Raw genomic sequence first — 26001 nt, forward strand, 5'->3', positions numbered from 1 at the left:
GATGGACAAGCGCATATTCGGCATCGAAACCGAATTCGGAATTTCCTATTCAAGCCCGGAGTCCCGGCCGCTGGCGCCGGAGGAAGTCGCCCGCTACCTCTTCCGCAAGGTGGTCAGCTGGGGACGGTCCTCCAACGTCTTCCTGACGAACGGCTCGCGCCTCTACCTGGACGTCGGGTCCCATCCGGAATACGCCACGGCCGAGTGCGACGACCTGGCCCAGCTGATCGCCCATGACCGCGCCGGGGAACTGATCCTGTGCGACCTCGTGGACGAAGCCCAGGAACGGCTGGCAGCGGAGGGCTTCAACGGGACCGTGTACCTGTTCAAGAACAACACGGACTCGGCCGGGAACTCCTACGGCAGCCACGAAAACTACCTCATCCCGCGGCGCGGGGAATTTTCCCGGCTCGCGGAGATCCTCATCCCGTTCCTCGTGACCCGCCAGTTGATCGCCGGGGCCGGCAAGATCCTCAAGACCCCGCACGGGGCGACGTTCGCGTTTTCCCAGCGGGCAGACCACATCTGGGAGGGCGTCTCCTCCGCCACCACCCGCTCCAGGCCCATCATCAACACCCGGGACGAGCCGCACGCGGACGCCGAGTTCTACCGGCGCCTGCACGTGATCGTGGGTGACTCCAACATGTCCGAAACGACGGCCCTGCTCAAGATCGGCACTGTGGACCTGATCCTGCGGATGATCGAAGCCGGTGTGATCATGCGCGACATGCGGATGGAGAACCCGATCCGCAGTATCCGGGAAATCTCCCACGATCTCAGCGGCCGGGCACTGGTCCGGCTCGCCAACGGCCGGCAGCTCACGGCCCTGGAAATCCAGCGTGAATACCTGGGCAAGGTGACCGCGTTCGTGGCCGAACACGGCGCGCACAACGCCCACGTCCCGCTGATCCTGGACCTCTGGCAGCGCACGCTGGACGCCATCGAAAGCGGCGACACGAGCACGATCGATACCGAAGTGGACTGGGCCATCAAGAAAAAGCTCATGGACAACTACCGGGAACGGCACGGGCTGGGGCTTGACGCTCCCCGGATTGCGCAGCTGGACCTGACCTACCACGACATTTCCCGTGGCCGCGGCCTCTTCTACCTGCTCCAGGCCCGCGGGGCGGTGCGCCGGGTGGTGGACGACACCGCGGTCAAGGATGCCGTGGATGCCCCGCCGCAGACCACCCGCGCCAAACTCCGCGGCGACTTCGTCCGGCGCGCCCAGGAGCTCGGCCGCGACTACACCGTGGACTGGGTTCATCTGAAGCTGAACGACCGCGCCCACCAGACCATTCTGTGCAAGGATCCGTTCAGGAGCGTGGACGACCGGGTAGATGCGCTGCTGGACTCGATGGGCTGATACCCAGCTTCGCACGTTATTCTGGGGTAGGGCCGCCCTGCGGCCGCCGCTTTCTTTGCCACGGGAAACCGAACGGCACTGAGTCCACCCTGCCTCGACGAAAGTTTCCAATTGCGCCGACTACTAGCAATTCTCCTTCCCGGACTGCTGCTGCTGACCGCCTGCGGCGGCAACGAAGCGCCTCCGGCTCCGGAACCCACCAGCCAGTCCGCGGGTGAGACCGCCAAGCTGGACTCGGTCAAATTGACTGAGAACGGTGACAAAAAGGCTCCCGGTGTTGAATTCACCAAGCCGCTCGACGTCAAGGAACCCACTGTCAAGGTGGTCACCGAGGGCAGTGGCGACCGGGTCAAGGCCAACCAGATCGCCAACATTTCGATCGTGGCGTTCAACGGCAAGGACGGCTCCACCCTCGAAGACACGTTCCCGAACGATCCCGAGCCGCTGGAACTGAACGACGAGCTCAAGAGCAGCAGCCCCGTCATCTACAACGCGTTCGTGGGTGCCAAGGTTGGTTCGCACATCGCCCTTGCCGTTCCCGGCCAGGCCGCAGCCGAGGGTGCCGAGGCCAAGCCGACGCAGCTCCTGATCGTCAAGGTGCTCGGCGCCAAGGACGCTCCGCCGGTCCTGGACAAGCCTGAGGGCGACGCCGTCACCCCGCCGGCCGGACTGCCGACCGTCAAGGAAAACGACAAGGGCGTCCCGGAGATCTCGGTGGCCGGCGTCAAGGCTCCGACCGCGCTGGTCTCCCAGGACCTCATCACCGGCAAGGGCCAGGCCCTCAAGGAGACCGACACCATTACCGTCAACTATGTCGGCGTCGCCCTCGCCACGGGCAAGGTCTTCGACTCCAGCTTTGAGAGTGGCAAGAAGGCCACCTTCCCGCTGACCGGCGTCATCAAGGGCTGGACCCAGGGCCTGGCCGGCAAGACGGTCGGCTCCCGCGTCCTTTTGGTCGTCCCGAAGGACCTCGCCTACGGTGATCAGGGCCAGGGCGACGCGAAGGGCGACCTCGTCTTCGTCGTCGACATCCTCGGCGTCAAGTAATCCACCGCACCACCACGTCATCACACGTCACCTCAAAGGAGTAACCATGTCATTTGGACAGCGCAACCTCGACCGCGAGAAGCCGGAAATTGACTTCCCCCAGGGAGACGTCCCCACCGAACTGGTCATCACCGACCTGATCGAAGGGGACGGCGCCGAGGCCAAGCCCGGCGACACCGTTTCCACCCACTACGTGGGCGTCGCCTGGTCCACCGGTGAAGAATTCGACGCCTCCTGGGGCCGCGGCGCGCCGCTGGACTTCCGGGTTGGCGTCGGCCAGGTCATCCAGGGCTGGGACCAGGGCCTGCTGGGCATGAAGGTCGGCGGCCGCCGCCGGCTCGAGATCCCGTCGGAGCTGGCCTACGGCTCCCGTGGCGCCGGCGGAGCGATCGGCCCCAACGAGGCCCTGATCTTCGTCGTCGACCTCGTCGCCGTCCGCTAATCCCCACCCGCCCCCTATCCTCGCAAGTCCCCACCGGCTCCCTGCCCTCGCAAGCTCGGGCTGGGGCCCTCGCCGGAGCGGCTCCACGGACGGACAGGGAACCCGGCGGGCGTGGGCCCACCGGCCGGTGGTACCAGCAGGCTGAATATGCTGCTGACATGCACGAAGCGCGGTAACAATCGGAAAAGTTCTTCCGGCTGTTGCCGCGCTTTCGTCATTTTCCGGGAGCGGCTTTAGTACCCTTGCGAGGTGTCCGCCTCACGTACAGAACGCCTCCTGAACCTGCTCATCGCCCTGCTCAACACCAAGTACGGCCTGCGCCGCAGCGAGCTGCGCGACAAGGTCTACCACGACACCACGAGCAGTGACGTCGCCTTCGGCCGCATGTTCGAACGCGACAAAGGCGAGCTGCGCCAGTTTGGCTTCGACATCGAGGCTGTGACGGACATGGGCTGGGGCTCCGACGACCCGGCGACCACCCGCTACCGGATCGGCAAGGAATCGAACCGGCTGCCCGATGTCAGCCTCACCCCCGAAGAGTGCACAGTCCTCACCCTCGCGGCGCAGCTCTGGGAGCACGCCGCCCTCGGCTCCGCCGCCGTGGACGCGGTCCGCAAGCTGCAGGCCGCCGGCGGCCTGGTCGACGCCGAGCTCCCCACCGGCGTCCAGCCGCGCATCCGCCCCGCCGGCCAGGCCTTCGAGGACCTGGTCGCGGCCATACACGCCCAGCACCCGGTCCGGTTCACCTACCTCGCCGGCAGCACGGGCCAGGAGCAGGAACGGTTGGTGGAGCCCTGGGGCCTGGGCAGCCGCTTCGGCCAGTGGTACCTCGTGGGCCACGATCGGGGCCGGGGGGACAAGCGGTTCTTCCGCCTGTCCCGCCTGACGTCCGCCGTGACCGTCCTGGACAAGGAGAGCTTCACGCCGCCCGCCGGGTTCAACGTCCGCGCTGAGCTGGCCGGCCTGGCCGAGCTGCCGGTGCGGAGCGCCGCCGTCGACGTCGAGCACGGGCGCCTCCTGGGGCTCCGCAAACGCGCCCAGGCGGTTCCGGACGGGGCGCCGGGAGCCGGAGCGCCGGAACAGGGAACACGGCGGCCCGCGGCCGGGACGGACCGGCTCACGGTGCACTTCCGCGATGCCGAGACGCTGGGCGAGGAGCTCGCCTCCTACGGGCCCCGGGTCACCGTGATTTCGCCACCCGAGCTCGCCGGCGCCGTCCGACGCCGCCTCACCGCAGCCGCCGCCTTCGCCGCCAGCCCTGTTCCGGACGTGGCCTTCCCCGAGGCCGGCCGTGCCGGCCGCACCCGTAAGCGCACCTCGGAGGACCAGCTCAAGCGGATGCTGCAGCTCGTCCCCTTCCTTGTCCACAACCAGGGGCTGCATATCAGCGAGGTTGCCGCCAGGTTTGGGATCACCCGCAAGGCGCTCGAGGACGACCTGCGGATCCTGATCTGCTCGGGACTGCCGGAAGGCTACCCGGACGATCTACTGGACATCCAGTGGGACGATGACCACGTATTCATCACCCAGGCCCTGGACCTGACCCGGCCCGTACGGTTCACCGTGGACGAGGCCTGCGCGCTCCTGACCGGCCTGGAGACCCTCAACAGCCTGCCCGAACTCGCCGAAGGCGGCGCACTCGAATCGGTGACGCTCAAACTGATGGCCGCGGCGGGGGAGGAGGGCGTCAAAGCGGCCGCGCTCTCCGGCCCCGAGGTCGCTCCCGGCGACTCTGCCACCCTCGACACCGCCCGCGCGGCCCTCAAATCCGGCGCGCAGCTGCACCTGAGGTACTTCTCGCCGCAGCGCGACGCCGTGTCCGAACGCGACGTGGACCCCTTGCGGCTCTATTCGCTGGACAACACGTGGTACCTCGAGGCGTACTGCCACTCCGCCGAAGGCCTGCGCAACTTCCGGCTGGACCGGATCGAAGCCCTTGAGCCCAACGGCCTGCCGGTGGCCGCGACGGCGAAACCGGCGGACAGCTTTCCGGTGAAACTCTTCACCCCGAACGACGACGACACGGTGGTGGTGGTGGAACTTGCGCCCCGTGGCACCGGCCTCGCCGATGACTATTACGCCGAGCGGACCGCGGCACTGCCCGGCGGCGGCATGCTCGCCGAAATCCGGTTCGGGAGCACGGACTGGCTGCCGATGTTCGTGGCCCAACACGGCGGGATGGTGCGGGTCCTACAGCCAGAGGCCCTCGCGGCCGCGTCGCGGGAGTGGCTCGCCGCTGCACTGTCGCAGTACGAAGCCTCGTCGGATCGCCCGATAGACTGATCCGCATGCCTTGGTGGTCATGGATTGTTATTTGGATAGCGCTCGTCGCGCTTTCGCTGCTGTTCTTCGGAGTGCTCGGCCTGCGGCTATACCGGCAAGCCATGACCACGCTTGAGGAATTAAGTGAAGCCGCCGACCGATTTTCCCGCCTGCCCTCGCCTGCGGGGCCCGGGGCCCGGTCCGCAACGGCCGACGCCGACGCCGCGGAAGCGGCCCTCCGGCCGGTGCCCGGCGACGCCGTTTTTGCCTCGCCCGCGCGGATGCGACATGATTACCACGCATCCAAGTTCGCCCGGCAGAACGCACGCCGGCTGCGCCGCATCCAGCGCAAGAAGGACCGCGGGCAGCCCCAGGCGCTGCGCGACATCGAAACGCGTTAGTCATAGGATGTATTCAAACGAAAGGACCTCTCCACATGAGGCTTGAAGGCTGGCATCTCATCATCATCATCGTTCTGGCATTGGTGCTGTTCGCTGCGCCGAAGCTGCCGGGCATGGCCCGCAGTCTGGGTCAGTCGATGCGCATTTTCAAGTCGGAAGTCCGGGAAATGAAGAAGGACGGCACCACCGATGCCAAGGACGGCTCCGAGCCGGTCGAGGGCCGGGTCATCAACCACCCGCAGGCCGGCGCACCGGAAAGCCGCACGGGCGACGGAACCGACGTTCCGCCGTCGACCCGCGCCTAAGACCGCATGGCAGTAACCATGAGCCGTCGATCGAACCCCGAGGGGAGGATGGCGCTCCTCGACCACCTCAAAGAGCTGCGCAACCGGCTCTTCAAGGCGGCAATCGCCGTCGTACTTGGGACGATAGTGGGTTTCCTTGTCTACCAGCCGATGCTGGCGGCGCTGATCAAGCCGATCCGCGACCTGAACGAGCACGAAGGCCGCCAGGCCACCCTGAACTTTGACGGCGTCGCGAGCTCCTTCGACCTCATGATCCAGGTCTCCGTGTTCCTGGGCCTGATTATCGCCAGCCCCGTCTGGCTCTACCAGCTCTGGGCCTTCATTGTGCCCGGGCTGCACAAGAAGGAACGCCGCCTGGCGCTGTCCTTCGTGGCGGCGGCCGTGCCGCTCTTCCTTGGCGGCGTCCTGCTGGCCTGGCTCGTGCTGCCCAACGCGGTGCGCGTCCTGACCGATTTCACGCCGTCGGGCGGCTCCAACTTCATCAGCGCCCAGGTGTACCTGTCCTTCGTGCTGCGGCTGCTGCTCGCCTTCGGCATCGCTTTCCTCCTCCCGGTGGTCCTGTTCGGCCTGAACCTGGCCGGCCTGATCAAGGGCCAGCAGCTGCTCAAGAGCTGGCGGATCACGGTTTTCCTGGTCTGCCTGTTCGCAGCAATGGCCGCTCCCGGCGCCGACGCCATGAGCATGTTCTACCTGGCCGGCCCCATGCTGGCGCTGTTCTTCGCCGCGATCGGGCTGTGCCTGCTCAACGACCGCCGGCGCGAGCGACGCGCCGTCAAACGCGACGCCGAGACCGAAGCCACCGCCGACCAGGCCACCCCCAGCTCCGAGCTGGAGAATCTCTAGCCTTTCGCGCATTAGGCTGGAAGCATGTCGTCACACCCCGGGCCGGAATCACCGTCCGAACGTTACCGCGCCAGCGTCGAGCGGGCTGCTGAAGCCAAGACCTATCTGGGCGGGTTCATCCGCTCGCTCGAATTCGAACTCGATGACTTCCAGCGCGAAGCGTGCCTGTCGCTGCAGGCCGGCCGGGGCGTGCTGGTGGCCGCCCCCACCGGCGCCGGGAAGACGATCGTGGGCGAGTTCGCCATCTATCTGGCTCTCCAGCGCGGGCTCAAGGCGTTCTACACCACCCCCATCAAGGCCCTGAGCAACCAGAAGTACTCCGAGCTGGCCGCCAAGTACGGCGCCGCCCAGGTGGGCCTGCTCACCGGCGATACCAGCATCAACGGCGACGCCCCGGTGGTGGTGATGACCACCGAAGTGCTCCGCAACATGCTTTACGCGGATTCGGACACCCTGGATGACCTCGGCTTCGTGGTCATGGACGAGGTCCACTACCTCGCCGACCGCTTCCGCGGCGCCGTGTGGGAGGAAGTCATCATCCACTTGCCCAGCGAGGTCCAAGTGGCGTCCCTGAGCGCCACGGTCTCCAACGCCGAGGAATTCGGTGCGTGGCTCGACACTGTCCGCGGGCAGACCGACGTGATCGTCTCCGAACACCGCCCCGTGCCGCTGTGGCAGCACGTCATGGTGGGCCGGAAGATCGTGGACCTGTTTGCGGGCGACACCAGCTTTGACGAGATCGCGCTGCCCGGTGAGGCAGCTGCCAGTGAGGCAGCCGCGGGTGAGGCCGTTGCCGTCAGTGCTGGTGCCGCTGCCGGCGGTGGCTCGGCGGCCGCCGTCACGGCAGAACTGCCCGGGCGGGCCGGCTTCGAGGTCAACCCGGAACTGCTGTCCATGGCCCGGGCCGAGAGCCAGATGAATTTCCGGGGCCGCTTCGGCCATGGCGGCCGGAACCAGCGCCGGCAGCAGCGCGGCCAGCGGGACGAACCGCAGAGTGCCCAGCGCAGCCCGGTGCGGAAGGCCAGCCGGCCGCAGGTCATCGCCAGCCTGGACCGGCAGGACCTCCTGCCGGCCATCACGTTCATCTTCTCGCGGGCCGGCTGCGATGCCGCCGTGGCCCAGTGCGTCGCCGCCGGACTCTGGCTGACCACCGAGCGTGAACAGCAGATCATCGCCCAGCGCGTCGACGAGGCCGCCCAGGACATCCCCTCTGACGACCTCGATGTGCTCGGCTTCTGGAGCTGGCGGGACGGCCTGCTCCGCGGACTCGCCGCGCACCACGCCGGCATGCTGCCGACCTTCAAGGAGGTTGTGGAGAAGCTGTTCGTCGACGGGCTGGTCAAGGCCGTCTTCGCCACCGAAACGCTGGCCCTGGGCGTCAATATGCCGGCCCGCTGCGTCGTGCTGGAAAAGCTGGACAAGTTCAACGGCGAGGCGCACGTCAACATCACGGCGGGGGAGTACACCCAGCTGACGGGCCGCGCCGGTCGCCGCGGCATCGACGTCGAGGGCCACGCCGTCGTCCTGTGGCAACCCGGCACGGATCCGGCCGCTGTCGCCGGCCTCGCCTCACGGCGGACCTACCCGCTGAACTCCAGCTTCCGGCCCACGTACAACATGTCGATCAACCTCCTGGCGCAGTTCGGCCGGCCGCGCGCGCGGGAGATCCTCGAATCCTCCTTTGCCCAGTTCCAGGCGGACCGTTCCGTGGTGGGACTGGCCCGGCAGGTCAGGAGCCGGGAGGAATCCATCGCCGGGTTCAGCAAGGCCATGACCTGCCACCTGGGCGACTTCACCGAATACGCGCGGTTGCGGCGGGCCCTGGGCGATGCCGAGACCACCGCCTCCCGGGGCACTTCCCGGGCCAGGAAATCCCTCACCGAGGACTCCCTGAGCAGGCTGCTCCCGGGCGACGTGGTGGACGTTCCGGCCGGCAAGTCGCCGGGGCTGGCGGTGGTGCTCAGCTCCGACCACGAATCCCGGGAACCCCGCCCCGCCGTCATGACGCTGGACAACCAGCTCCGCCGGATCGGCCTGCACGACGTCGAAGGGCCGTTGTCGCCGATCACGCGGATCAGGATTCCCAGGTCCTTCAACGCCAAGGTCCCCAAATCCCGCCGCGATTTGGCGTCCTCGGTGCGCAACGCCATCCGCGAGCACCGGCCGCCGGCGCCCCCGCGCCGCGACGACGACTTTGGCCGGGCCTCCGCGGCGCCCAACCAGGAGAAGCGGATCGCCGAGCTGCGCCGTGAGCTCCGCGCCCACCCGTGCCACGGCTGCAGCGAACGCGAGGACCACGCCCGGTGGTCCGAACGCTGGTGGAAGCTCCGCCAGGAAACGGACGGGCTCATCCGCCAGATCCAGGGCCGGACCAACACCATCGCCAAGACGTTCGACCGCGTATGCGGCGTCCTGACGGGCTACGGCTACCTGGAAACCTCGGACACCGGCGTGCTGTCCATCAGCCCCGACGGGCAGCGCCTGCGGCGGATCTACGGCGAAAAGGACCTGCTGATTTCGCAGTCCCTGCGGATGGGGGCGTTCAACGACCTCGACGCCGCCGAGATCGCGGCCCTGGCCAGTGTGCTCGTCTACCAGGCCAAGCGTGAGGACCGCGGCCTGCGGCCCAAGATGCCGAGCGTGTCCCTGGAATCCGCGGTAGACACCGTGGTCCACGAATGGTCCGCGCTGGAGGACGTCGAGGAAGCCAACAAGCTGCCCCTCACCGGCGAGCCCGAGCTCGGCCTCGTCTGGCCGATCTTCAAATGGGCCAAGGGCCGGCACCTCCAGGACGTGCTGAGCGGCACCGACCTGGCCGCGGGTGACTTTGTCCGCTGGGTGAAACAGGTGATTGACCTCCTGGACCAGCTCGCTGACATCCCGAACCTCGACCCCCGGATTGCACGGCTGTGCGCGGAGGCCATCAAACTCATCAAACGCGGCGTCGTCGCGTATTCCTCCGTGGCGTAGGGGGCGGGCCGTGCCGGCCCGCCCCCTGGACCACTCGCTGGCCCGCCACCGCGGCCTGCCAGACTTTCGAACCCGCCGGCGCTGGGCCGGCCACCAGCTACAAGGAGTTCCCGCCCCATGACCGATTCGCCGGCCGCCCCCCGCAACGTCACGCTGTACCGCAACGGCTCCGTCTACACTGCGGCCGATCCCTTTGCGACCGCGATGCTGGTCGACGGCGACACTGTCGCCTGGGTCGGCTCCGAGCAGGCCGCCACGTCCATCGCGGACTCCTCCATGGAGGTGATCGATCTGCAGGGCGCGCTGTTGGCCCCCGGCTTCGTCGATTCCCATGTCCACCTGACGGAAACCGGAATCGCGCTGGACGGGCTCCAGCTGGGCGGCGTGCGCTCGGCCGCTGAACTGCTCGACGCCGTAGCCGCCGCCTGCGTCTCCGCTTCCAACGCGGATGGTAGCGTCCTGGGCCACGGCTGGGACGAGACCACATGGGCCGATCCCACCCTGCCCAGCCGGGACGACATCGATCGCGCGGCTGGTGGCCGCCAGGTCTACCTGTCCCGCGTGGATGTCCACTCGGCCCTGGTATCGAACTCCCTGGCCGCGGCGGCCGGCCTGGACGGGCTCGACGGCGGCGCCGCCGGCAGCCAGGTCAAACGTGGGGCACACACTGCGGCCCGCCTGGCAGCCCGCCAGCTGCCGGCCGACACCCTGCGCGCCTACCAGCAGCGTGCCCTCGCCGAGGCTGCGGCAAACGGCTACGTGGCTCTCGCCGAGATGGCCGCCCCGCACATCGGAAGCATCGAGGACCTGCAGCTCGCGGCGGCCTGGAACAGCACCGCCAGCGGAGGCGCGAACGGGCTGAACGGCGTGGCAGTGCCGGAGATCCTGCCGTATTGGGGCGAGCTCGCCGCATCCGCCGAACATGCCCAGTCCATCCTGGACGGGTTGGGCCTGCCGGTGCTGGGCCTGGCCGGCGACCTCAACATCGACGGCTCAATCGGCTCACGGACCGCGTCCCTGCGTGAGGACTACGCCGATGCGCCCGGAGAGCGCGGCAGCCTGTACCTCTCCGTGGCCGAGGCAGCCGCCCACGTCGCGGCGTGCTCGCTTTTGGGGATCCAGGCGGGATTCCACGTGATCGGCGACGCCGGCCTGGACGCTGCCCTCGACGCCCTCGACCTCGCCGCGGCCGAGGTGGGGGAGCAGCGCGTGCGCGCCGCGGGGCACCGCTTCGAGCACGTTGAGCTCGCGGATGCCGCGGCCATCAGCCGGCTGGCACGCTATGCGATTACCGTCAGCGCGCAGCCGGTCTTCGACGCCCTGTGGGGTGGCGCGGACCGCCTGTACCAGCAGCGCCTCGGCTCCCGCCGGCTGGGAATGAACGCCTTTGGCAGCCTCTACGCGGCCGGTGTGCCGATCTGCTTCGGCAGCGACAGCCCGGTGACACCGCTGCGGCCGTGGTCCAGCGTGCGCGCGTGCCTGCAGCACACCAATCCTGCCGAACAGATCTCCGCACGCGCCGCGTTCCTTGGCCACACGCGGGCCGGCTGGCGGGCAGCCCGCTACCCCAACCCGATGGCCGGGCAGCTCGTGCCGGGAGCTCCGGCCAGCTTCGCCGTCTGGGAAGTCGAGGAACTCATGGTCCAGGTGGCCGACGGACGCGTGCAGTCGTGGAGCACCGACCCGCGCGCCCGCACCCCGCTGCTGCCGGCCCTGGACACCGGCAGCGATCCTGCCTGCCTCCTGACGGTACGGGACGGCCAGGAACTCTATGCCAGCGGCGCTCTCAGCGCCTGATCCCACGGCGCCTGAACCCGGCCCGACATCCAGCCGGCGGAGCCGAAACATTTCGGCCCGCGACCCCGCCCTGAACTGCAACGATAGACAAAACGGCAGGTCGCGGCTCGGTTGACAGATCGGTCCGCCCCCGTAGCATTGAGGGGCAACGGAGCCTTGCGTACGTCGCAGGCTCCGCGGTCCCCGGTCCATCCCAGGTTGCCGCACCCGCGGGAGCTTTACTGGTCATGACCACGGGCACCCCCAGGGGGCGGGTCTACTTCGCAGCAGAAAACGGTTCCGGCGCCGCAATTCGCGGCCTGCCGGAACTGGCCCGAAGCGGGTGGACCTGCCCGGGGGGTCACTTGGCCCCCCTTACGCGCGCGCAACTCCCTATAATGGGAAGTTGCGCCTGAATATCCTGAACGATTGACTTTCGGCGCACCGACCGCTCCCTTCAAGGAAAGGCCTCGCTGTGCGTGTCCTCACCATCATCCCGACCTACAACGAGCTGGAATCGTTGCCCAAGACCCTCGGTCGCCTGCGCACAGCCGTGCCCGCCTCCGACGTGCTGGTTGTCGACGACAACAGCCCTGACGGCACGGGGCAGTTGGCGGACCGCATGGCCGCCGAAGACGGCCAGGTCCACGTCCTGCACCGCGCCGGAAAGGCCGGCCTGGGAGCCGCGTACATCGCAGGCTTCAAGTGGGGCCTGGACGCCGGCTACGACATCCTCGTGGAGATGGACGCCGACGGCTCGCACCAGCCCGAGCAGCTGCCACAGCTGATCGAGGCCGTGGAGCAGGGCGCGGACCTCGCCATGGGCTCCCGCTGGGTTCCCGGCGGCCGTGTGGTCAACTGGCCGCTCTACCGCCAGGCCATCAGCCGCGTCGGCAGCACGTACGCCCGGATCATGCTCGGAGTGAAGATCAAGGACGTCACCGGCGGTTTCCGCGCGTTCCGCCGGACCACGCTGGAGAAGCTGAACCTGGATGCGGTGGACTCGGTTGGCTACGGCTTCCAAGTGGATCTGGCCTGGCGCGTGGCCAAGCTCGGCCTGACCATCGTCGAACGGCCCATCACCTTCGTGGAGCGTGAGCTCGGCGCTTCGAAGATGAGCGGCAACATCGTCGTGGAAGCCATGATCAACGTCACCAAATGGGGACTCACTGCCCGCTGGAACAAGCTCCGGGGCAAGCAGGACAGCAGGCAGGACGCCTAGGGCGTGTCTCCCAGAACGGGTATTAGCTGGGTATAGGGTCGGGCGGTATGGCGCTGCGACTTGTTCAGGTGAATTTCAAAGCTCGGGATGACTCGGCGCTCGGCCGGTTTTGGGCGGAGGCGCTTGGCTGGGGTGTTTCCAGCGAGGGACCCGGGGTAACCAATGTTGAACCCGTGGGTTTCGTCTTGCCGGACCCCACCGCCGTCTGCGTTGATGTCGTTACCGTCCCGGACCCCGAGACGGTGAGGTACCGCGCGCACCTCGATCTCGCCACCACCTCTGCGTCCCATCAGGCGGAACTGGTCGCGCACCTGTTGGAGCTCGGTGCGACGCCCGCCGACGCGGGCCAGGGTGATGTGCCGTGGACGGTGCTGGCCGACCCGGACGGCAACCTGTTCCGCGTGCTGGAGCCCCGATCGATCTATCGGGACACCGGGCCGATCGCCGCGGTGGTGGTCAGCTGTGCGGATCCGCGGGCCATGGCCCGGTTCTGGGGCGAGGCGATGGACTGGACCCTGCACGATGTGACCGACGATCATGCTTGGCTGCGTTCGGCCAAGGGTGTCGGGCCGTATCTGGAGTTCGTTCGCACCGCCCCCGTGAAGACCGTGTCTGGCCGTGTCCATCTCGACCTGAGGCCGTACCCCGGTGACGATCAAGCGGCAGAGGTGGCCCGGCTGCGGGCTCTGGGCGCCACTGACGCCGACGTCGGCCAGGGCGATGTGCCGTGGGTGTGCCTCGCCGACTCGGAGGGCAACGAGTTCTGCGTCCTCACCCCGGGCTGACACAGTGTCTCGGCTCCTATGCGCGCGTCCAGGGATGCAGACGCAGAGGATGTCGGCGGCGGAACAGAAAAGGGCCGGGCCCGCATCATTCGATGCGGGCCCGGCCCTTGCCGTAGCCGGTGCGCTGGGGTCTAGGCCGAGCGGCGTTCGCCGCGGCGTTCGCGCAGGATGGTGAGGCGATCTTCGAGGATCTGCTCAAGTTCGGGAAGCGAGCGGCGCTCCAGCAGCATGTCCCAGTGCGTGCGCACTGCCTTCTCGTTGCTGTTGACGGGACGTTCGCCGTCCACCAGCAACGCCTCCTTGCCCGTCTTCGAAACCCAGACCGGGGGGATTTCGGCTTCCGAGGAGAACGTCACGAACACCTGCTCGCCGTCCTCGCAACGGTATTCAACCCGCTGGCGCGGAGCCGGTTCGACGCCGGATTCGGTCTCCATGCTCTGTGCGCCAAGGCGCATACCCCGCAGGCTGCGATCGCTCATCTTTTCTCCCTCTATTCGGTTCGCAGGGTCCAGCCCTGCGTTGTCCGGGGACCGTCAGGCGCCGGACTTCTGGTTGCACCGCGCTGTACCGTTCTTGGCCCGGTGTGGCCCGGCCAGATGACAGTCACCAGTGGACAAAACTGTTTGAAACGTCATTGGAATCAACGCTGTGCGGAGCGTTTTTGTTCCGGACGGCTGAACTGACCGGACAAATATTCAAGTATACGGGAGTGGTGCATGCGAGGTAAAGCGAGTAGCCCTGCTGGGCGAACTGCGTAGCTTGTACCCGACAGGGCCGGCCTTAAGCTGCCTGGCCCCCGCAGCCGGGCCGAAACGGCCAGGCTGCGGGGGCCAGGACGGGACTACCCGGGCCGCGCAGCTATGCAGGCGGCGTCCTGGTGATCCAGCGCGGGCGCAGGATCAGGGCCGGGTCCCTTGGCCGTCGGAGGCGGCGGGCGCTGGGAGCGGAGCAACGTCCGGCGTCGAGGCCGCCTGCTCCGGCAGCGCGCTTGCAGCCAGTACGCTGCCGATCCCCTTGAGCGCCTCGCCAACCTCGCTGGGAATGATCCACAGCTTGTTCGAGGACCCTTCGGCAATCTTCGGGAGGGTTTGGAGGTACTGGTAGGCCAGCAGTTTCTGGTCCGGGTTGCCCTTGTGGATCGCGTCGAAGACCTTCTGGATGGCCTGCGCCTCGCCGTCAGCCCGCAGGATCGCCGCTTTCGCGTCGCCTTCGGCCTTCAGGATGGAGGACTGGCGCTGGCCTTCGGCGGTGAGGATGGCGGACTGCTTGGTGCCCTCCGCCGTCAGGATGGCGGCGCGGCGGTCACGTTCGGCCCGCATCTGCTTTTCCATCGAATCCTGGATCGAGTGGGGCGGATCGATCGCCTTAAGCTCCACCCGGGAGACCCGGATGCCCCAGCGACCGGTCGCCTCGTCCAGGACGCCGCGGAGCTGGCCGTTGATCTGGTCGCGCGATGTCAGCGCTTCCTCCAGGTTGAGGCCGCCAACCACGTTGCGCAGGGTGGTGGTGGTGAGCTGTTCCACGGCCTGGATGTAGTTGGCGATCTCGTAGGTGGCGGCGCGGGCGTCAGTGACCTGGAAGTAGACCACCGTGTCGATCGAGACGACCAGGTTGTCCTCGGTGATGACGGGCTGCGGCGGGAAGGACACCACCTGCTCGCGCAGGTCGAGCAATGGCAGCAAGCGGTCCACAAACGGGATCAGCAGGGTAAGCCCGGGATTCAGGGTGCGTTGGTATTTGCCCAGCCGTTCAACGACGCCGGCCCGGGCCTGTGGAATGATCCGAACCGACCGGACCAGCACAATAATTACGAACACAATTAGTACCAGCAGCACAATTGCGACTGCGATATCCATACTTCACCTATTCCCCAGTTGTTTTGTTTTAGTCTCGCTCCGCCAGTTTCGACGCCGGCTGGACAGCAATGCCCGCCGAACGGCGTCCCTTATTGGATGGCGGATTCCGGCTGCGGGGCCACGATCGCGGTGGCCCCTTCGATGGCGCTGACCACGGCCTGCTGTCCGGGCGCCAGCACTCCCGATTGGGACCGCGCACTCCAGACGTCCCCGCCAATCTTGACGAGCCCGCCGTTTTCGCTCACAGCCTCCATGACGACGGCGGATTCGCCGATGAGCCGTTCGATGTTGGTGCGCTGATCTGCCGGGCCACGGTGGAGGTGTTTGAGGGCCACCGGCCTGACGAAGCCGATCATGAGCAGAGATACCACGCAGAAGGCGATAATCTGCAGCCATGGATCGGCGCCGGCGAAGTCCGCCACCAGCCCGGCGAGGGCGCCGCCGCCGAGCATGATGAAGAACAGGTCCAGAGTGATCATCTCGACCACGGCAAACAGGAGAAAGAGCGTGAGCCACAACGCCCACCAATTCTCGATCAGCCATTCAGACATCAATTCCCCCTTGAGTTCCGGGAGCTGCAGGCACAGTTCCCCAGTACTGTGATTCCATCCTAAGCGGATGGGCAATAGCTGGGACCTGCAGCTGGGAATTGTTGGTCAAAGTGGCCAAGTCGTTATTTTGCGGGCCGATACCCGGTCCCGATCTGCCTCCCCATTTCCCTCTTCCGGGGTGGCTTCAGGACGTCCCGAAGGCATGCGACGCCGCGGTCCGCGGCGGGACTGCTCAGGAAATGGGTTCAAACACGCTGATCCGGAACCGGGCCGAGACTGCCGTCCGCGCCGGCAGCGCGGCCTCGAGGGCGGCGAGTGCGGCACGGTCCAGGTGGTGGCCGGCCGGTCCCATGTAGGCCAGGTTGGCGACGTCGCGCGGCCCCAGGGCCAATGGCACGTCCAGATCCCTTGCCTCGACGGGCGCGAAGTGCTGACCCAGGGACGTGGCGAGCCGCTCGTCCTTGGCCGGCTCGATCCCCAGCATCCCGGTCAGGCCGGCGACCTCCGCCAGGTGGCCGGGCCGTGGCGTGACCACGACCAGGCGGCCGCCGGGCCGGAGCACCCGGGCGAACTCGGGCGCGTTGCGCGGCGCAAAGACCACGGTGACGACGTCGACGGCGTTCTCCGCGACCGGCAACGGCTGCCAGACGTCCCCGACCACGTTCAATGCCTCGGGGTTCATCCTGGCTGCGCGGCGCAGGGCGAACTTGGAAATGTCCAGGCCGATTGCAGCGGCGGGAACATTGTCCGCGGCCCGGTCCAGGACGGCCCTGAGGTAGTGGCCGGTTCCCGTTCCGGCGTCCAGCACAACGGGCCGGCCGGCGGGGGCCGCCAGGAGCGCCGGTGTTGCGAGACCGGCAACGGCGTCGGCCAGTGGCTGGTAGTGCCCTGCGGAGAGGAAATCGAAGCGGGCCGCCACCATGTCTGCGCTGTCGGCTTCAAAAACAGTGCCCTTGCCGACCAGGAAGTTGAAGTATCCCTGCTTGGCCGCGTCAAAGCTGTGGCCGGCGCCGCACACAAGGGTGCGGGCGCCGGCACTGAACCGGAGGCCGGTGCGGCACACCGGGCACAAGAGGGGGAGGGCGGGGGCGGCAGGCATAGCTTTCATCCTAAGCGCGGATCCCCGGCCCGCCGCGCGGACCGTGCAGAGCGTAAGGTCGCTCCGAGGCGTGCCGCGCCGCACCGGCGGGACGTGAGGTGTTTCACAGCGGGCGCGCCACGGGCTAGGCTCGCAAACGTGAAATCTGAACATCTTCCGCTGCTCAATTCCGTGTCCGCCCCCGCCGTGCACCCCGACGGTTCCCGCGCCGTGGTATCCGTGATCCGCCCGGACTTCGATGCCGATGCCTACGTGGGCCAGCTGTGGACCGTGCCAGTGGGCCCGGACCTGAACGACCCGGACTTCAACAACCGGGACTTCAACAACCCTGACCAGCGGCCGCGCCGACTGACCCGTGGCTTCCGCGACACGGCACCGGACTTTGCGCCGGACGGCCGGGCCCTCGCGTTCCTGCGTGCGGCAGCCGGCGGAAAGCCGCAGCTGTACGTGGTGGAAGCAACCGGCGGCGAACCCCAGCCGCTGACCGAGGCGCCGCTGGGGGTCAGTTCCTTCACCTGGTCACCCGATTCCCGCAGCATTGCCTTCAGCGCCAGGACTCCTGACGAGGGCCGGTATGGCAGCGTCGACGGCGTGGGTGCGGGCAGCGAGGACGCCCGGCTGATCACGGATTTCCAGTACCGGATGAACGGTCTTGGCTACACCGCAGACAAGCCCCTGCAGCTGTTCATCCTCGAGGTGCCGCAGCTTGACGCCGAACCGAAGGTGGCGCCGGCCGGACGCGCCCTGAAGGCCCTCGGCTCTGCGGCCGATCCCGCGGAGGCGGCTGCCGGGCTGCTGCCGGCGGCCAAACAACTCACCACCGCGGCAGCGGACCACAACGACGCCAGCTTCAGCGCCGACGGCGGCACCATCTACTTCACCGCGGCCCTGCACGATGGGCGGGACACCGACCTCGTCAGCGGAATCTACGCGATTCCCGCCGCCGGCGGGCAGCCGCAGGCCGTGGTGCCGGCCAACACCGGACGGCAGACCATCAGCGCCGTGCGCCAGTCAGCGGATGGGCAGTGGCTGTTCTTCCTCGCCCAGGACCTGGGCGCATCCGGCCGGGACTTCGTGGCCAGGAACACCGCCCTCTATGCCATGCCGGCCGCCGGTGGACCCGCCACGGCGCTCAGCGACGCCGAGACCCTGGACCTGTCCGGCGGCAGCCGGATCGAGCTGCGAGGCGCCGCGGGTGCCTTGATGCTGAACAATGCGCGGGGAACCGTGGAGCTGCACGAATTCGTCGCGACAGGGGCCCACACCGTCCTCCTGGAAGGCAACCGGGTGGTGACCGGCGCAGCGGACGGCGGCGGGACGCTCGTGGTGAGTTTCAGCGATTCGACCACGGCCGGTGATCTTGCCGTGCTCGTCGGCGGGCAGGTGCGCCGCCTGACGGATTTCTCAGCGCAGCTGCGGAGCGTGGCGGGGATCAGCGAGCCGCAGGAACTGACTTTGCCGTCGGCCGACGGGTACCCGGTCCATGGCTGGCTCGTGAAGCCGGCGGGCCCGGGCCCGCACCCGGTGCTGCTGAACATCCACGGCGGCCCTTTTGCCCAGTTTGGCGTGGCGTTGTTCGACGAAGCGCAGGTCTATGCCGGGGCCGGTTACGCCGTGCTCATGTGCAATCCGCGAGGTTCGGCCGGCTACGGCCAGGCGCACGGACGGTCCATCAAGGAGCGGATGGGTACCGTGGACATGCAGGACGTCCTCGCGTTCCTGGACGGGGCCGTGGAGAAGTTCGAGGATCTGGACGCCGCCAATGTCGGGATCATGGGCGGATCCTACGGCGGCTACCTGACGGCGTGGACCATCAGCCACGACCACCGTTTCAGGGCGGCCATAGTCGAGCGCGGTTTCCTGGATCCCGTGAGCTTCACCGGTTCGTCCGACATCGGCTGGTTCTTCGGCGGCGAATACACCGGCCCGTCGGCGGAGCAGATGGCGGCCCAGAGTCCCATGGCGCGCGTGGAGAACGTTCGGACACCGTCCCTCGTGATCCACAGCGAGGAGGACCTCCGGTGTCCCGTGGAGCAGGGCCAGCGGTACTTCACCGCCCTCAAGCAGCAGGGCGTCGAGACTGGATTCCTGGTCTTCCCGGGTGAGAACCATGAGCTGTCCCGCTCCGGCACTCCGCACCACCGCAAGCAGCGGTTCGATGAAATCCTGAAGTGGTGGGCCCGCTACCTGCCGTCCGCTTCGAATCCGGCGCCGCTGCCGTAGTCCGCGGCCGGGTCCGGCAGGAACCCGAGTTCCTGCCGGGCGTGGCTGATGTCCGGCTGGGCCCAGCGGGCAGAGTATTCGGCATTGTTGGTGATGGAGCGCAGCTCGGCCCGGTCAAGGAACAGGACCCCATGCAGGTGGTCGGTTTCATGCTGGACAATCCTGGCCTGCCAGCCGGAGAAAGTTTGCTGGAGTTTCGTGCCGTCCGGCGCCGTGAAGTCGAGCTCGACCGATTCCGGCCGCACGACGGCCGCCTGCAGGCCTCCAATGGAGAGGCAGCCTTCGTAGAACGCCGCAGACCTGGCATCAAGGGGCCGATAGCTCGGGTTCAGCATGGCAAAAAACGGCAGGGGCTCGCGGCCGCGGACGGCAGCGACGTCGGGATCGACGTCGAACTGGTCCTCCAGGACGGCGAGCTGCAGCGGAATCCCCAACTGCGGGGCCGCCAGGCCGACGCCCGGGGCCTTGTGCATCACGCTGCGCATAAGGTCGATGAGGTGACCGAGTTCGGCATCAGTCAACTGGCCGTCGTACGGGGCCGCCACGTGCCGCAACACCGGATGTCCTGCCTGGACAATCGGCGGAAGGATGCCCGCGCTCAGGATCTCCTGGACGGCCTCGCCAATCCGGGCGGCGCTGAAGTCGGTGGGCCTGGCGTCAAAGGGCATGCCCCCAGACTACTGGCGGCCGCACGCCTTTGTAACAAAGTCGTAAATCCGGCCGCGAAGTTGGCTGCCGGCGTCGATCTTCAGAATTCCCTCCCGGCCCGCCACCCCGACCCGCAGCGGCAGGAGCGTGCCCACTTTGTCTTCGGCCACGGCGTGGGGATCGCAGCGGGAGGGCCGGATGCCGAGGCGCACTTCCGTCGGTGCCCCGCCGGCGCGGACCGTTACCGACCGGGGCCATGGGGCTTGACCGGCCTCCGCCAACAGGGTGGTTTCCTCGACCCGGTCAATCACCAGCTCACCGGCGCCAGCACCCGCGGCGTCGCCTGTCCCGCTGACAGTGCGCGGTTGCAGCAGCAGACGCACGACGGCGGTCCGCCCGTCCGCGGCGACCTCAAGGTCCGGAGCCAGTGCGATCGCGGCCACGGCCGAGGCATCCCGGGCCAGGCACATCTCGGAATTGTTCCGGGTCAGGACGCCGAACGGGTCTGTTGCCGGGGCCACGGCCGGCCCGGGTGCGGTTCCTTCCGGCGTTGCCAGCCGCAGGGACACACGGGCGTCGCCCGCAGCCCCGGGCGAGGCACCAGGCCCGGCTTCGGGTGCGGCCGGGCTGCCGCTGCCGCATTCCGGTGCGGGCAGCGGCGCCGGCAGGCTCTTCGTCTGGCCGGGCGGCAGCTCGATCCCGCCCGTGCGCGCCGGCCACGTGATCGGCGCCGCGAACAGCGGACTGGTCAGTTCCGCGCCGAGGACGGTCAAGGCAGTACCCGTGGTGTTGGTGAGCTGGATTTCGATGATTTGATTGCTGTAGTTGTCGCGGAACTGGCTGACTTCCGCGGCCACGGGGCCGGTGGAAACCGGAGCCGCCGTCGCAGTCGCCGTCTCCGAGGACGCGGACCCCCCGGCCGTACCGGTGCTGCAGGACGCCGCAACGCCCAGCACGGCCGCGGCCGCCGCAACCTGCAACAGGATGCGGCGCCGGCGCGTCACAGGAAGGCCGTCCATGCGCACAGTCTATTCCGAGGCTCAGAGCGTGACGTTGCCTCTGATGAGGGTGCGGCTGATGCCGCCGACCCAGACGGCATCAGCTTCGCTAGTGATCGTGAGGCGTCCGCCGCGGCCGAGGACTGTTCCTTGCTGGACAGTGTAGTTGCCCTCGACTGCACCCTCGCTGCGGAGCCACTGGGCCAGCCCGGCGTTGACGCTGCCGGTAACCGGGTCTTCGTCCACGCCGTGGCCCGGCGCGAACGCGCGGACCTCGAAGTCCGTGGGGCCGCCCTTTTGGTAGGCGCCGATGACGCCCAAATTGAACTGGCCCATGACGGAGAAGTCCGGCCGGAGGTCAAGGACCTGCCGGGCGGATTCCAGCCGGATACCGAGCCAGCCGGGGCCGTTGTCGATCCAGTTGCTTCCCAGGACGTGATCGGCGTTGATGCCGAGGCTGGCAATGACCTGATTCAGTGTTGCCGGTTCGACCGGACCGGACCTGGTCAGGGGCGGGGCTTGGAAGGAGAGCTCGGCGCCTGCGCGCCGGATCTTGACCAGCCCGGCCCCGCACTCCTGGATCAGCTGTTCCATGTCGTGCGGCTCACCGCCGTGTTCCAGCCAGGCGTGGGCGGATCCGAGTGTCGGATGCCCGGCGAAGGGAACTTCGGCGCGTGGGGTGAAGATGCGGAGCTTGTAATCTGCCGCAGGATTGGTCGGCGTCTGCAGGAATGTTGTCTCTGACAGATTCGTCCAGTTGGCGGAATTCTGCATTTGCTCGGTGGCCAACCCGTCGGCGTCATGGACGACGGCGACCGGGTTGCCGGCCTTAGGCCCGGGGGCGAAAACATCTACTTGAGAGAACGGGCGTGCGGATGCGGCGACGGTCATGTGGTTCTTTCTCCTGTGCGAATTGAAATGCGGCCCTGGGTGCGCTCCGATAAGACACTAGTGTTCAACTGGCCTCAAAATAAAGGTCCAGTTTCAGAAAGTGGCCGGGCCGAACAGGCCCCGTGATTGAAGGCGTCTGCGCGACCCCTACTGCATCGTGAAGCGGCGGGCGATCCAGGAATTCACCGGCGGAACCGTGGCCACGCCTGCGATGGCCCGGTTCCGCAGCGCCAGGAGACGGTCCGTGAGAGGCCGGCCCAGGGCCATGTTGATTTCCGCCTGGTGTGCCGCCCTGGCCGCAGCCCTCAACCGGGTCCGTTCCAACGTCCGGAGGGCTTCCGTGACATCCTGGCCACGCACGGCCGCCGACACGATGGGTGCCAGCGCCGCGGCATCCAGCCAGCCCAGGTTCATGCCCTGCCCGCCGATGGGACTGACCTCGTGGGCCGCATCCCCGATCATCACCACCCGGCCGGCCACCATCCGGCGGGCCAGACGCGAGCGGACGCCGAACGTGCTGAGCATGCTGTTGGTCCCGACGTCGATGTCGAGTCCCGTCCGCTCGCGCACGCAGCGCATGAGCCACCGGGCGTCCGCGCCCTGGCCGTCGCCGGCCTGAGCGCCGGCAGTGGGGGCGCCCGCAGTGGAGTCGTCGGCGCCCAACCGGACCACCCAGCGTCGCCGCTGACCGGGCAGGGGGAACGACTCCACGATGCCGGCTCCGGCCAGGAACAGCGCGGCGTCCGGACCGAACCCGGTCTCGTCCGCGAAGTCACCCATGAGGTAGCTGTCCGGGTACTCTTTCACGCGCAGGGCGATGCCCTGCAGCGCCCGCACCGTGGAACGCACGCCGTCGGCGGCAATAACCAGCGGCGCCGTGTAGCGCAGGGTGCCGCTCCGGGAGTCCGCTTCCACGCTGACCCGGGCGCCGTCGTCGGACAGCCGGGTGAGGCGGACGCCGCGGTGCAGGGCGCCCTCGGCGAGTTCATTGACCCGCCGTTCCAGGTGCGCCTCAGTACGGGCCTGGGGCAGGGACAGGACGAACGGAAAGCGGTCCGAGACGCCGGCAAAGGACATCTGCGCGAGACATTGTCCGCCGGCCAGGGCGACGCCGCGGCGGATCTGGACCCCCTCGGCAATCAGGGCTTCGGCAACTCCTGTTCCGGCGAGCGCGGCCAGCGCCGGCGGATGGATGCCGATGGCTCGCGAATGCGGTTCCGGGGCGCTCCGCTGTTCCAGGACCTGCACATCCACGCCGTCCTGCAGCAGCAGCGCAGCCATGAACAGTCCCACCGGGCCGGCGCCGATGATGAGCACCTCAGCCACCGGCGGCAGGCCCTGCCTGGTAGCCGCCGGCGGGAGGGTCGTGCAGCAGCAGGTTCCGGAAGGGAGCGTGGCGGGCAACCGTCCAGCCCGGGGGAGCGGCGGCGGCCAGCTCCGCGGCGGTGTAGCTTCGCCGGATCGAGGTCAGCCCGTCCTGCCGGATGTAAGAACCGGTGAGCACCCAGGAGCCGGCAAAGAAGAGCGCGTAGGCGGCGGGGCTGCGGCGGATGTCGTTGTGGATGACGGCGCCACTGGACAAGATGGCCGACTCGGCGAGGAACGCTCCCAGCCCGTCAAGATGGTGCAGGACATGGTTGGACACCACGAAGTCGTACCGGTGGCCTTCTTCGAGCAGTTCCGCCGCTGTCTCCTGGCGAAACGTCACGTCCGCCGTCCCGTGGCGGGCGCGGGCGAACAGGATTGCCCGCGGATCCGGGTCAATGGCGGTGACCTCGAGGCGCAGTCCGTCCCGGGCCGCCCATCGGGCCAGCAGCACGGAAACGTCGCCTCCGCCGCAACCGATATCCAGCAGGGAGGTGGCGGAGTCCGGGGACAGCCCGGGCCGGATCCGGGACCGATAGATACCGCGCCAGCCGGCGACGGCACGGTTGACGAGCGCAAACTGGGCATACGTGCGCTCCAGACGGCCGGGGTCGCAGCCGGGCAGGTCCATTTCCTCGACGGCGTCTGATGCGCGGTCCCGCAGCAGGGCCGCCCGAAAGCGTTCCGTGCCCTGCTTCGCGCTGAACGGTTTCAGCGTGGCCGCTTTCAGACCCGCACCGCTACGGGCTCGGCCGCTTCTGCCGGTTCCGCCGCGGACGCGGGCCGTGGAGCCGTAACGGATCGCGGGGCAGCCAGCCTGGTGAAGAGCGCCGTCTCGACCGTCAGGCCAGGGCCGAAGGCCATGGAACAGATCCTCTCCGCGCCGGGGCCGTCCGGGCTGGCCCCGGCGTCGTCCGCGGCCGGCAGCTCGAGGATGTGCTTGATGACGAACAGGACGGTGGCGCTGCTCATGTTGCCGAAGTTCCGGAGGGTTTCGCGGGCCGGGACCAGCTGTTCGTCGCTCAGGTCCAGCCTGGACTGGACCTTGTCCAGGATGCTCCGGCCGCCCGGGTGGATTCCCCAGTGCTGGATGTCCCGGTAGGGGAGTCCCTGCAGCGAACTGTCGCGGGACAGGAGAGGTTCCAGCGCGCCGATGATGTGGTCATCGATGATGTGCGGGACGTAGTTTCCGAGAACCATCTCGAAGCCCTCGTCGCCGATGTTCCAGGCCATCGAGTCCTCCCCGACGGGCGTCAGAACGGTTTCGAAGTGGTCCAGCCGCAACAGGGGCGCTTCCCCGGGGATGTCCCGCGCCGTGATGATGGCTGCAGCGGCGCCGTCGGCGAACAAGGCCGATCCCATAATGGTGTCCGGATCATTGGAGGTCCGGACGTGGAGGGAACAGAGTTCGGCGCAGACCACCAGCACCGTCGCATCCGGATCCGCCTCGCAAAAGGACTTCGCGGCCCGCAGCGCCGGGAAGGCGGCGTAGCAGCCCATGAATCCGAGGTGGTACCGCTGGACGGCCGGGTTCAGGCCGAGGGCCCGGACAATCTTGTAATCCGGGCCCGGATTGAAGAATCCGGTACAGGAGACGGTGATCAGGTGGGTGATGTCCTGGGCATCGACTCCCGGGCAGGCATCCAGGGCTTTTTGAGCGGCTTCAATGAAGAGCTTGGTCGCTTCCGTGGCGAAAATGCCGTTGCGGATCTTGGTGCTGGGGCTGAGCACCAAGCCGGTGGCCGGGTCGAAGAACTGGGGATCTTCCGCCTGGCTGTCTTTGGTGAGTTCCTCGACGGCCGTGTGCCGGGTGTCAATGGCTGCGGAATCAAAACACGTGTTGACCAGCCGGGATCCGAGCCGCGTAAGGCCCGGCTGGGCGGCGAACACGGCCCTGGCCTCGGGCTGGACAAGAATGGTCGGCGGGACTGCAGTTTCTAAGGACCTCAGGTAGACCGTCATGGTTCATTCTCAGTGAGCCTGCCGCCAAAGACAATGGAACGGCCCGAGATTTGGCATGACAGCGGGGCTGGACAACATCGGCGCGACGTAGCACGATCTCACATGTGACCAGCAATACCGACCGGGCGCAGCACTTGCGTGACCTCGCGCGGCTGCGCCGCGTCCGGGACCGAATGGACCGGGAATACGCGCAGCCGCTCGACGTCGAGGCCCTCGCCCGCGGCGCCCACATGTCCGCCGGGCACCTCAGCCGAGAGTTCCGCCTTGCCTACGGCGAATCGCCGTACAGCTATCTGATGACGCGGCGCATCGAGCGCGCGATGGCGCTGCTGCGCCGCGGCGACCTCAGCGTCACCGAGGTCTGCTTCACGGTCGGCTGCTCGTCGCTGGGCACCTTCAGCACCCGCTTCACCGAACTGGTTGGCGTTCCGCCCAGCGTCTACCGGCGCGAGGCTGCCCGTGCGACCGCGGGGATGCCGTCCTGCGTCGCGAAACAGGTCACCAGACCGGTCAGGAATCGAGAAGCGCCAGCCCCGGAACCGCAACTAGCATGACTTCCATGGACATCAACATTCACGCGAGTTTCCTCCCACACAACGATCCCGACGCCGCCCTGGCGTTCTATCGGGACACCCTCGGCTTCGAAGTCCGCAACGACGTCGGATACGGCGGGATGCGCTGGATTACGGTCGGCCCGGCCGACCAACCGGGCACTTCAATCGTCCTGGAACCGCCGGCCGCCGATCCCGGCGTCACCGACGACGAGCGCCGCATCATCGACGAGATGATGGCCAAGGGCACCTATGCGCGCATCCTACTGGCCACCAAGGACGTTGACGCGACATTCGAGCGGCTGCAGGCCAGCGGCGCCGAGGTGGTCCAGGAGCCGACGGAGCAGGCCTACGGGGTTCGCGACTGCGCCTTCCGCGATCCCGCGGGCAACTTGATCCGCATCCAGCAGCCGCTCTGAGCCGTCCGCCGGCCGGGAC

At 67.9% G+C, this 26001-nt stretch carries 24 protein-coding genes; 14 read left to right on the top strand and 10 right to left on the bottom strand.

Translation table 11 applies throughout. From position 1 onward, the window contains the following. Position 1 precedes the first annotated feature (1 nt). The 11 genes from pafA to AC1DZQ_RS03320 all read left to right on the top strand — a co-directional run bounded on the left by pafA (position 2) and on the right by AC1DZQ_RS03320 (position 13419). A complete protein-coding gene (gene pafA / locus AC1DZQ_RS03270) occupies positions 2-1366 on the top strand; it encodes a Pup--protein ligase (RefSeq protein WP_476962141.1) in 1365 nt (454 codons plus the stop codon). A 111-nt stretch (positions 1367-1477) separates the two neighbouring features. Beyond that, the gene (locus tag AC1DZQ_RS03275) at positions 1478-2413 is read left to right on the top strand and encodes an FKBP-type peptidyl-prolyl cis-trans isomerase (protein ID WP_476962142.1); all 936 of its coding nucleotides are present in this window, start codon (positions 1478-1480) and stop codon (positions 2411-2413) included. A 46-nt stretch (positions 2414-2459) separates the two neighbouring features. Then, positions 2460-2855: an FKBP-type peptidyl-prolyl cis-trans isomerase gene (locus AC1DZQ_RS03280; protein ID WP_229994972.1), complete on the top strand. Its 396-nt coding sequence runs from the start codon at positions 2460-2462 to the stop codon at positions 2853-2855. A 249-nt stretch (positions 2856-3104) separates the two neighbouring features. Continuing rightward, on the top strand, positions 3105-5138 hold the full coding sequence (locus tag AC1DZQ_RS03285; protein WP_476962143.1) for a helix-turn-helix transcriptional regulator: 2034 nt from the start codon (positions 3105-3107) through the stop codon (positions 5136-5138). Between the two features lie 5 nt (positions 5139-5143). Beyond that, the gene (locus tag AC1DZQ_RS03290) at positions 5144-5518 is read left to right on the top strand and encodes a hypothetical protein (RefSeq protein ID WP_476962144.1); all 375 of its coding nucleotides are present in this window, start codon (positions 5144-5146) and stop codon (positions 5516-5518) included. Positions 5519-5553: 35 nt separating this feature from the next. Then, positions 5554-5823 carry a Sec-independent protein translocase subunit TatA gene (gene tatA / locus AC1DZQ_RS03295; protein ID WP_018772900.1) on the top strand — a complete coding sequence of 90 codons (270 nt, stop codon included), beginning with the start codon at positions 5554-5556 and terminating at the stop codon, positions 5821-5823. A gap of 48 nt (positions 5824-5871) precedes the next feature. Further along, complete coding sequence (gene tatC / locus AC1DZQ_RS03300) at positions 5872-6666, top strand: twin-arginine translocase subunit TatC (protein WP_476962409.1); 795 nt, start codon at positions 5872-5874, stop codon at positions 6664-6666. A 24-nt stretch (positions 6667-6690) separates the two neighbouring features. Then, positions 6691-9636: a DEAD/DEAH box helicase gene (locus AC1DZQ_RS03305; RefSeq protein ID WP_476962145.1), complete on the top strand. Its 2946-nt coding sequence runs from the start codon at positions 6691-6693 to the stop codon at positions 9634-9636. A 117-nt stretch (positions 9637-9753) separates the two neighbouring features. Further along, complete coding sequence (locus AC1DZQ_RS03310; protein WP_476962146.1) at positions 9754-11433, top strand: amidohydrolase; 1680 nt, start codon at positions 9754-9756, stop codon at positions 11431-11433. Positions 11434-11887: 454 nt separating this feature from the next. After that, complete coding sequence (locus AC1DZQ_RS03315) at positions 11888-12634, top strand: polyprenol monophosphomannose synthase (RefSeq protein WP_459384751.1); 747 nt, start codon at positions 11888-11890, stop codon at positions 12632-12634. A 47-nt stretch (positions 12635-12681) separates the two neighbouring features. Beyond that, a complete protein-coding gene (locus AC1DZQ_RS03320) occupies positions 12682-13419 on the top strand; it encodes a VOC family protein (protein WP_476962147.1) in 738 nt (245 codons plus the stop codon). 131 nt (positions 13420-13550) lie between these two features. Here AC1DZQ_RS03320 and AC1DZQ_RS03325 read toward each other — a convergent pair whose 3' ends face one another. The 4 genes from AC1DZQ_RS03325 to AC1DZQ_RS03340 all read right to left on the bottom strand — a co-directional run bounded on the left by AC1DZQ_RS03325 (position 13551) and on the right by AC1DZQ_RS03340 (position 16925). Beyond that, positions 13551-13898, bottom strand: coding sequence for an RNA polymerase-binding protein RbpA (locus AC1DZQ_RS03325; protein ID WP_026266329.1), 348 nt, complete (start codon positions 13896-13898; stop codon positions 13551-13553). Positions 13899-14318: 420 nt separating this feature from the next. After that, entirely contained in the window at positions 14319-15275 is a 957-nt protein-coding gene (locus tag AC1DZQ_RS03330) for an SPFH domain-containing protein (protein ID WP_476962148.1), read from the bottom strand. A gap of 89 nt (positions 15276-15364) precedes the next feature. Next, positions 15365-15826, bottom strand: a complete 462-nt coding sequence (locus AC1DZQ_RS03335; protein WP_476962149.1) for an NfeD family protein — start codon at positions 15824-15826, stop codon at positions 15365-15367. Positions 15827-16058: 232 nt separating this feature from the next. Beyond that, positions 16059-16925 (bottom strand): methyltransferase domain-containing protein, encoded by an 867-nt coding sequence (locus AC1DZQ_RS03340; protein ID WP_476962150.1) that lies wholly within the window; start codon positions 16923-16925, stop codon positions 16059-16061. 138 nt (positions 16926-17063) lie between these two features. Between AC1DZQ_RS03340 and AC1DZQ_RS03345 the strand changes: the two genes are divergently transcribed. Continuing rightward, on the top strand, positions 17064-19148 hold the full coding sequence (locus tag AC1DZQ_RS03345; protein ID WP_476962151.1) for a S9 family peptidase: 2085 nt from the start codon (positions 17064-17066) through the stop codon (positions 19146-19148). Here AC1DZQ_RS03345 and AC1DZQ_RS03350 read toward each other — a convergent pair. From AC1DZQ_RS03350 to AC1DZQ_RS03375, 6 genes are all read right to left on the bottom strand, one after another. Continuing rightward, a complete protein-coding gene (locus tag AC1DZQ_RS03350) occupies positions 19109-19816 on the bottom strand; it encodes a peptide deformylase (RefSeq protein WP_476962152.1) in 708 nt (235 codons plus the stop codon). The genes AC1DZQ_RS03345 and AC1DZQ_RS03350 overlap by 40 nt on opposite strands. 9 nt (positions 19817-19825) lie before the next feature. Then, positions 19826-20815, bottom strand: coding sequence for a hypothetical protein (locus AC1DZQ_RS03355; protein WP_476962153.1), 990 nt, complete (start codon positions 20813-20815; stop codon positions 19826-19828). Positions 20816-20836: 21 nt separating this feature from the next. Next, positions 20837-21685 (bottom strand): PhzF family phenazine biosynthesis protein, encoded by an 849-nt coding sequence (locus AC1DZQ_RS03360; protein WP_476962154.1) that lies wholly within the window; start codon positions 21683-21685, stop codon positions 20837-20839. A gap of 147 nt (positions 21686-21832) precedes the next feature. Next, entirely contained in the window at positions 21833-23011 is a 1179-nt protein-coding gene (locus AC1DZQ_RS03365) for an FAD-dependent oxidoreductase (protein WP_476962155.1), read from the bottom strand. After that, positions 23004-23714, bottom strand: coding sequence for a class I SAM-dependent methyltransferase (locus AC1DZQ_RS03370; RefSeq protein ID WP_476962410.1), 711 nt, complete (start codon positions 23712-23714; stop codon positions 23004-23006). Before AC1DZQ_RS03370 ends, AC1DZQ_RS03365 begins: the two co-directional genes overlap by 8 nt. 62 nt (positions 23715-23776) lie before the next feature. Further along, the gene (locus tag AC1DZQ_RS03375; RefSeq protein ID WP_476962156.1) at positions 23777-25012 is read right to left on the bottom strand and encodes a type III polyketide synthase; all 1236 of its coding nucleotides are present in this window, start codon (positions 25010-25012) and stop codon (positions 23777-23779) included. A gap of 104 nt (positions 25013-25116) precedes the next feature. On the opposite strand from AC1DZQ_RS03375, the gene AC1DZQ_RS03380 reads away from it, so the two are divergent. Together AC1DZQ_RS03380 and AC1DZQ_RS03385 are read left to right on the top strand one after the other, a co-directional pair. Beyond that, positions 25117-25566 (top strand): helix-turn-helix transcriptional regulator, encoded by a 450-nt coding sequence (locus tag AC1DZQ_RS03380; protein WP_476962157.1) that lies wholly within the window; start codon positions 25117-25119, stop codon positions 25564-25566. Beyond that, positions 25563-25982: a VOC family protein gene (locus AC1DZQ_RS03385; RefSeq protein WP_476962158.1), complete on the top strand. Its 420-nt coding sequence runs from the start codon at positions 25563-25565 to the stop codon at positions 25980-25982. Before AC1DZQ_RS03380 ends, AC1DZQ_RS03385 begins: the two co-directional genes overlap by 4 nt. The last annotated feature ends 19 nt before the right edge of the window (positions 25983-26001 follow it).

Source organism: Arthrobacter sp. P1_C12_2, assembly GCF_056406415.1.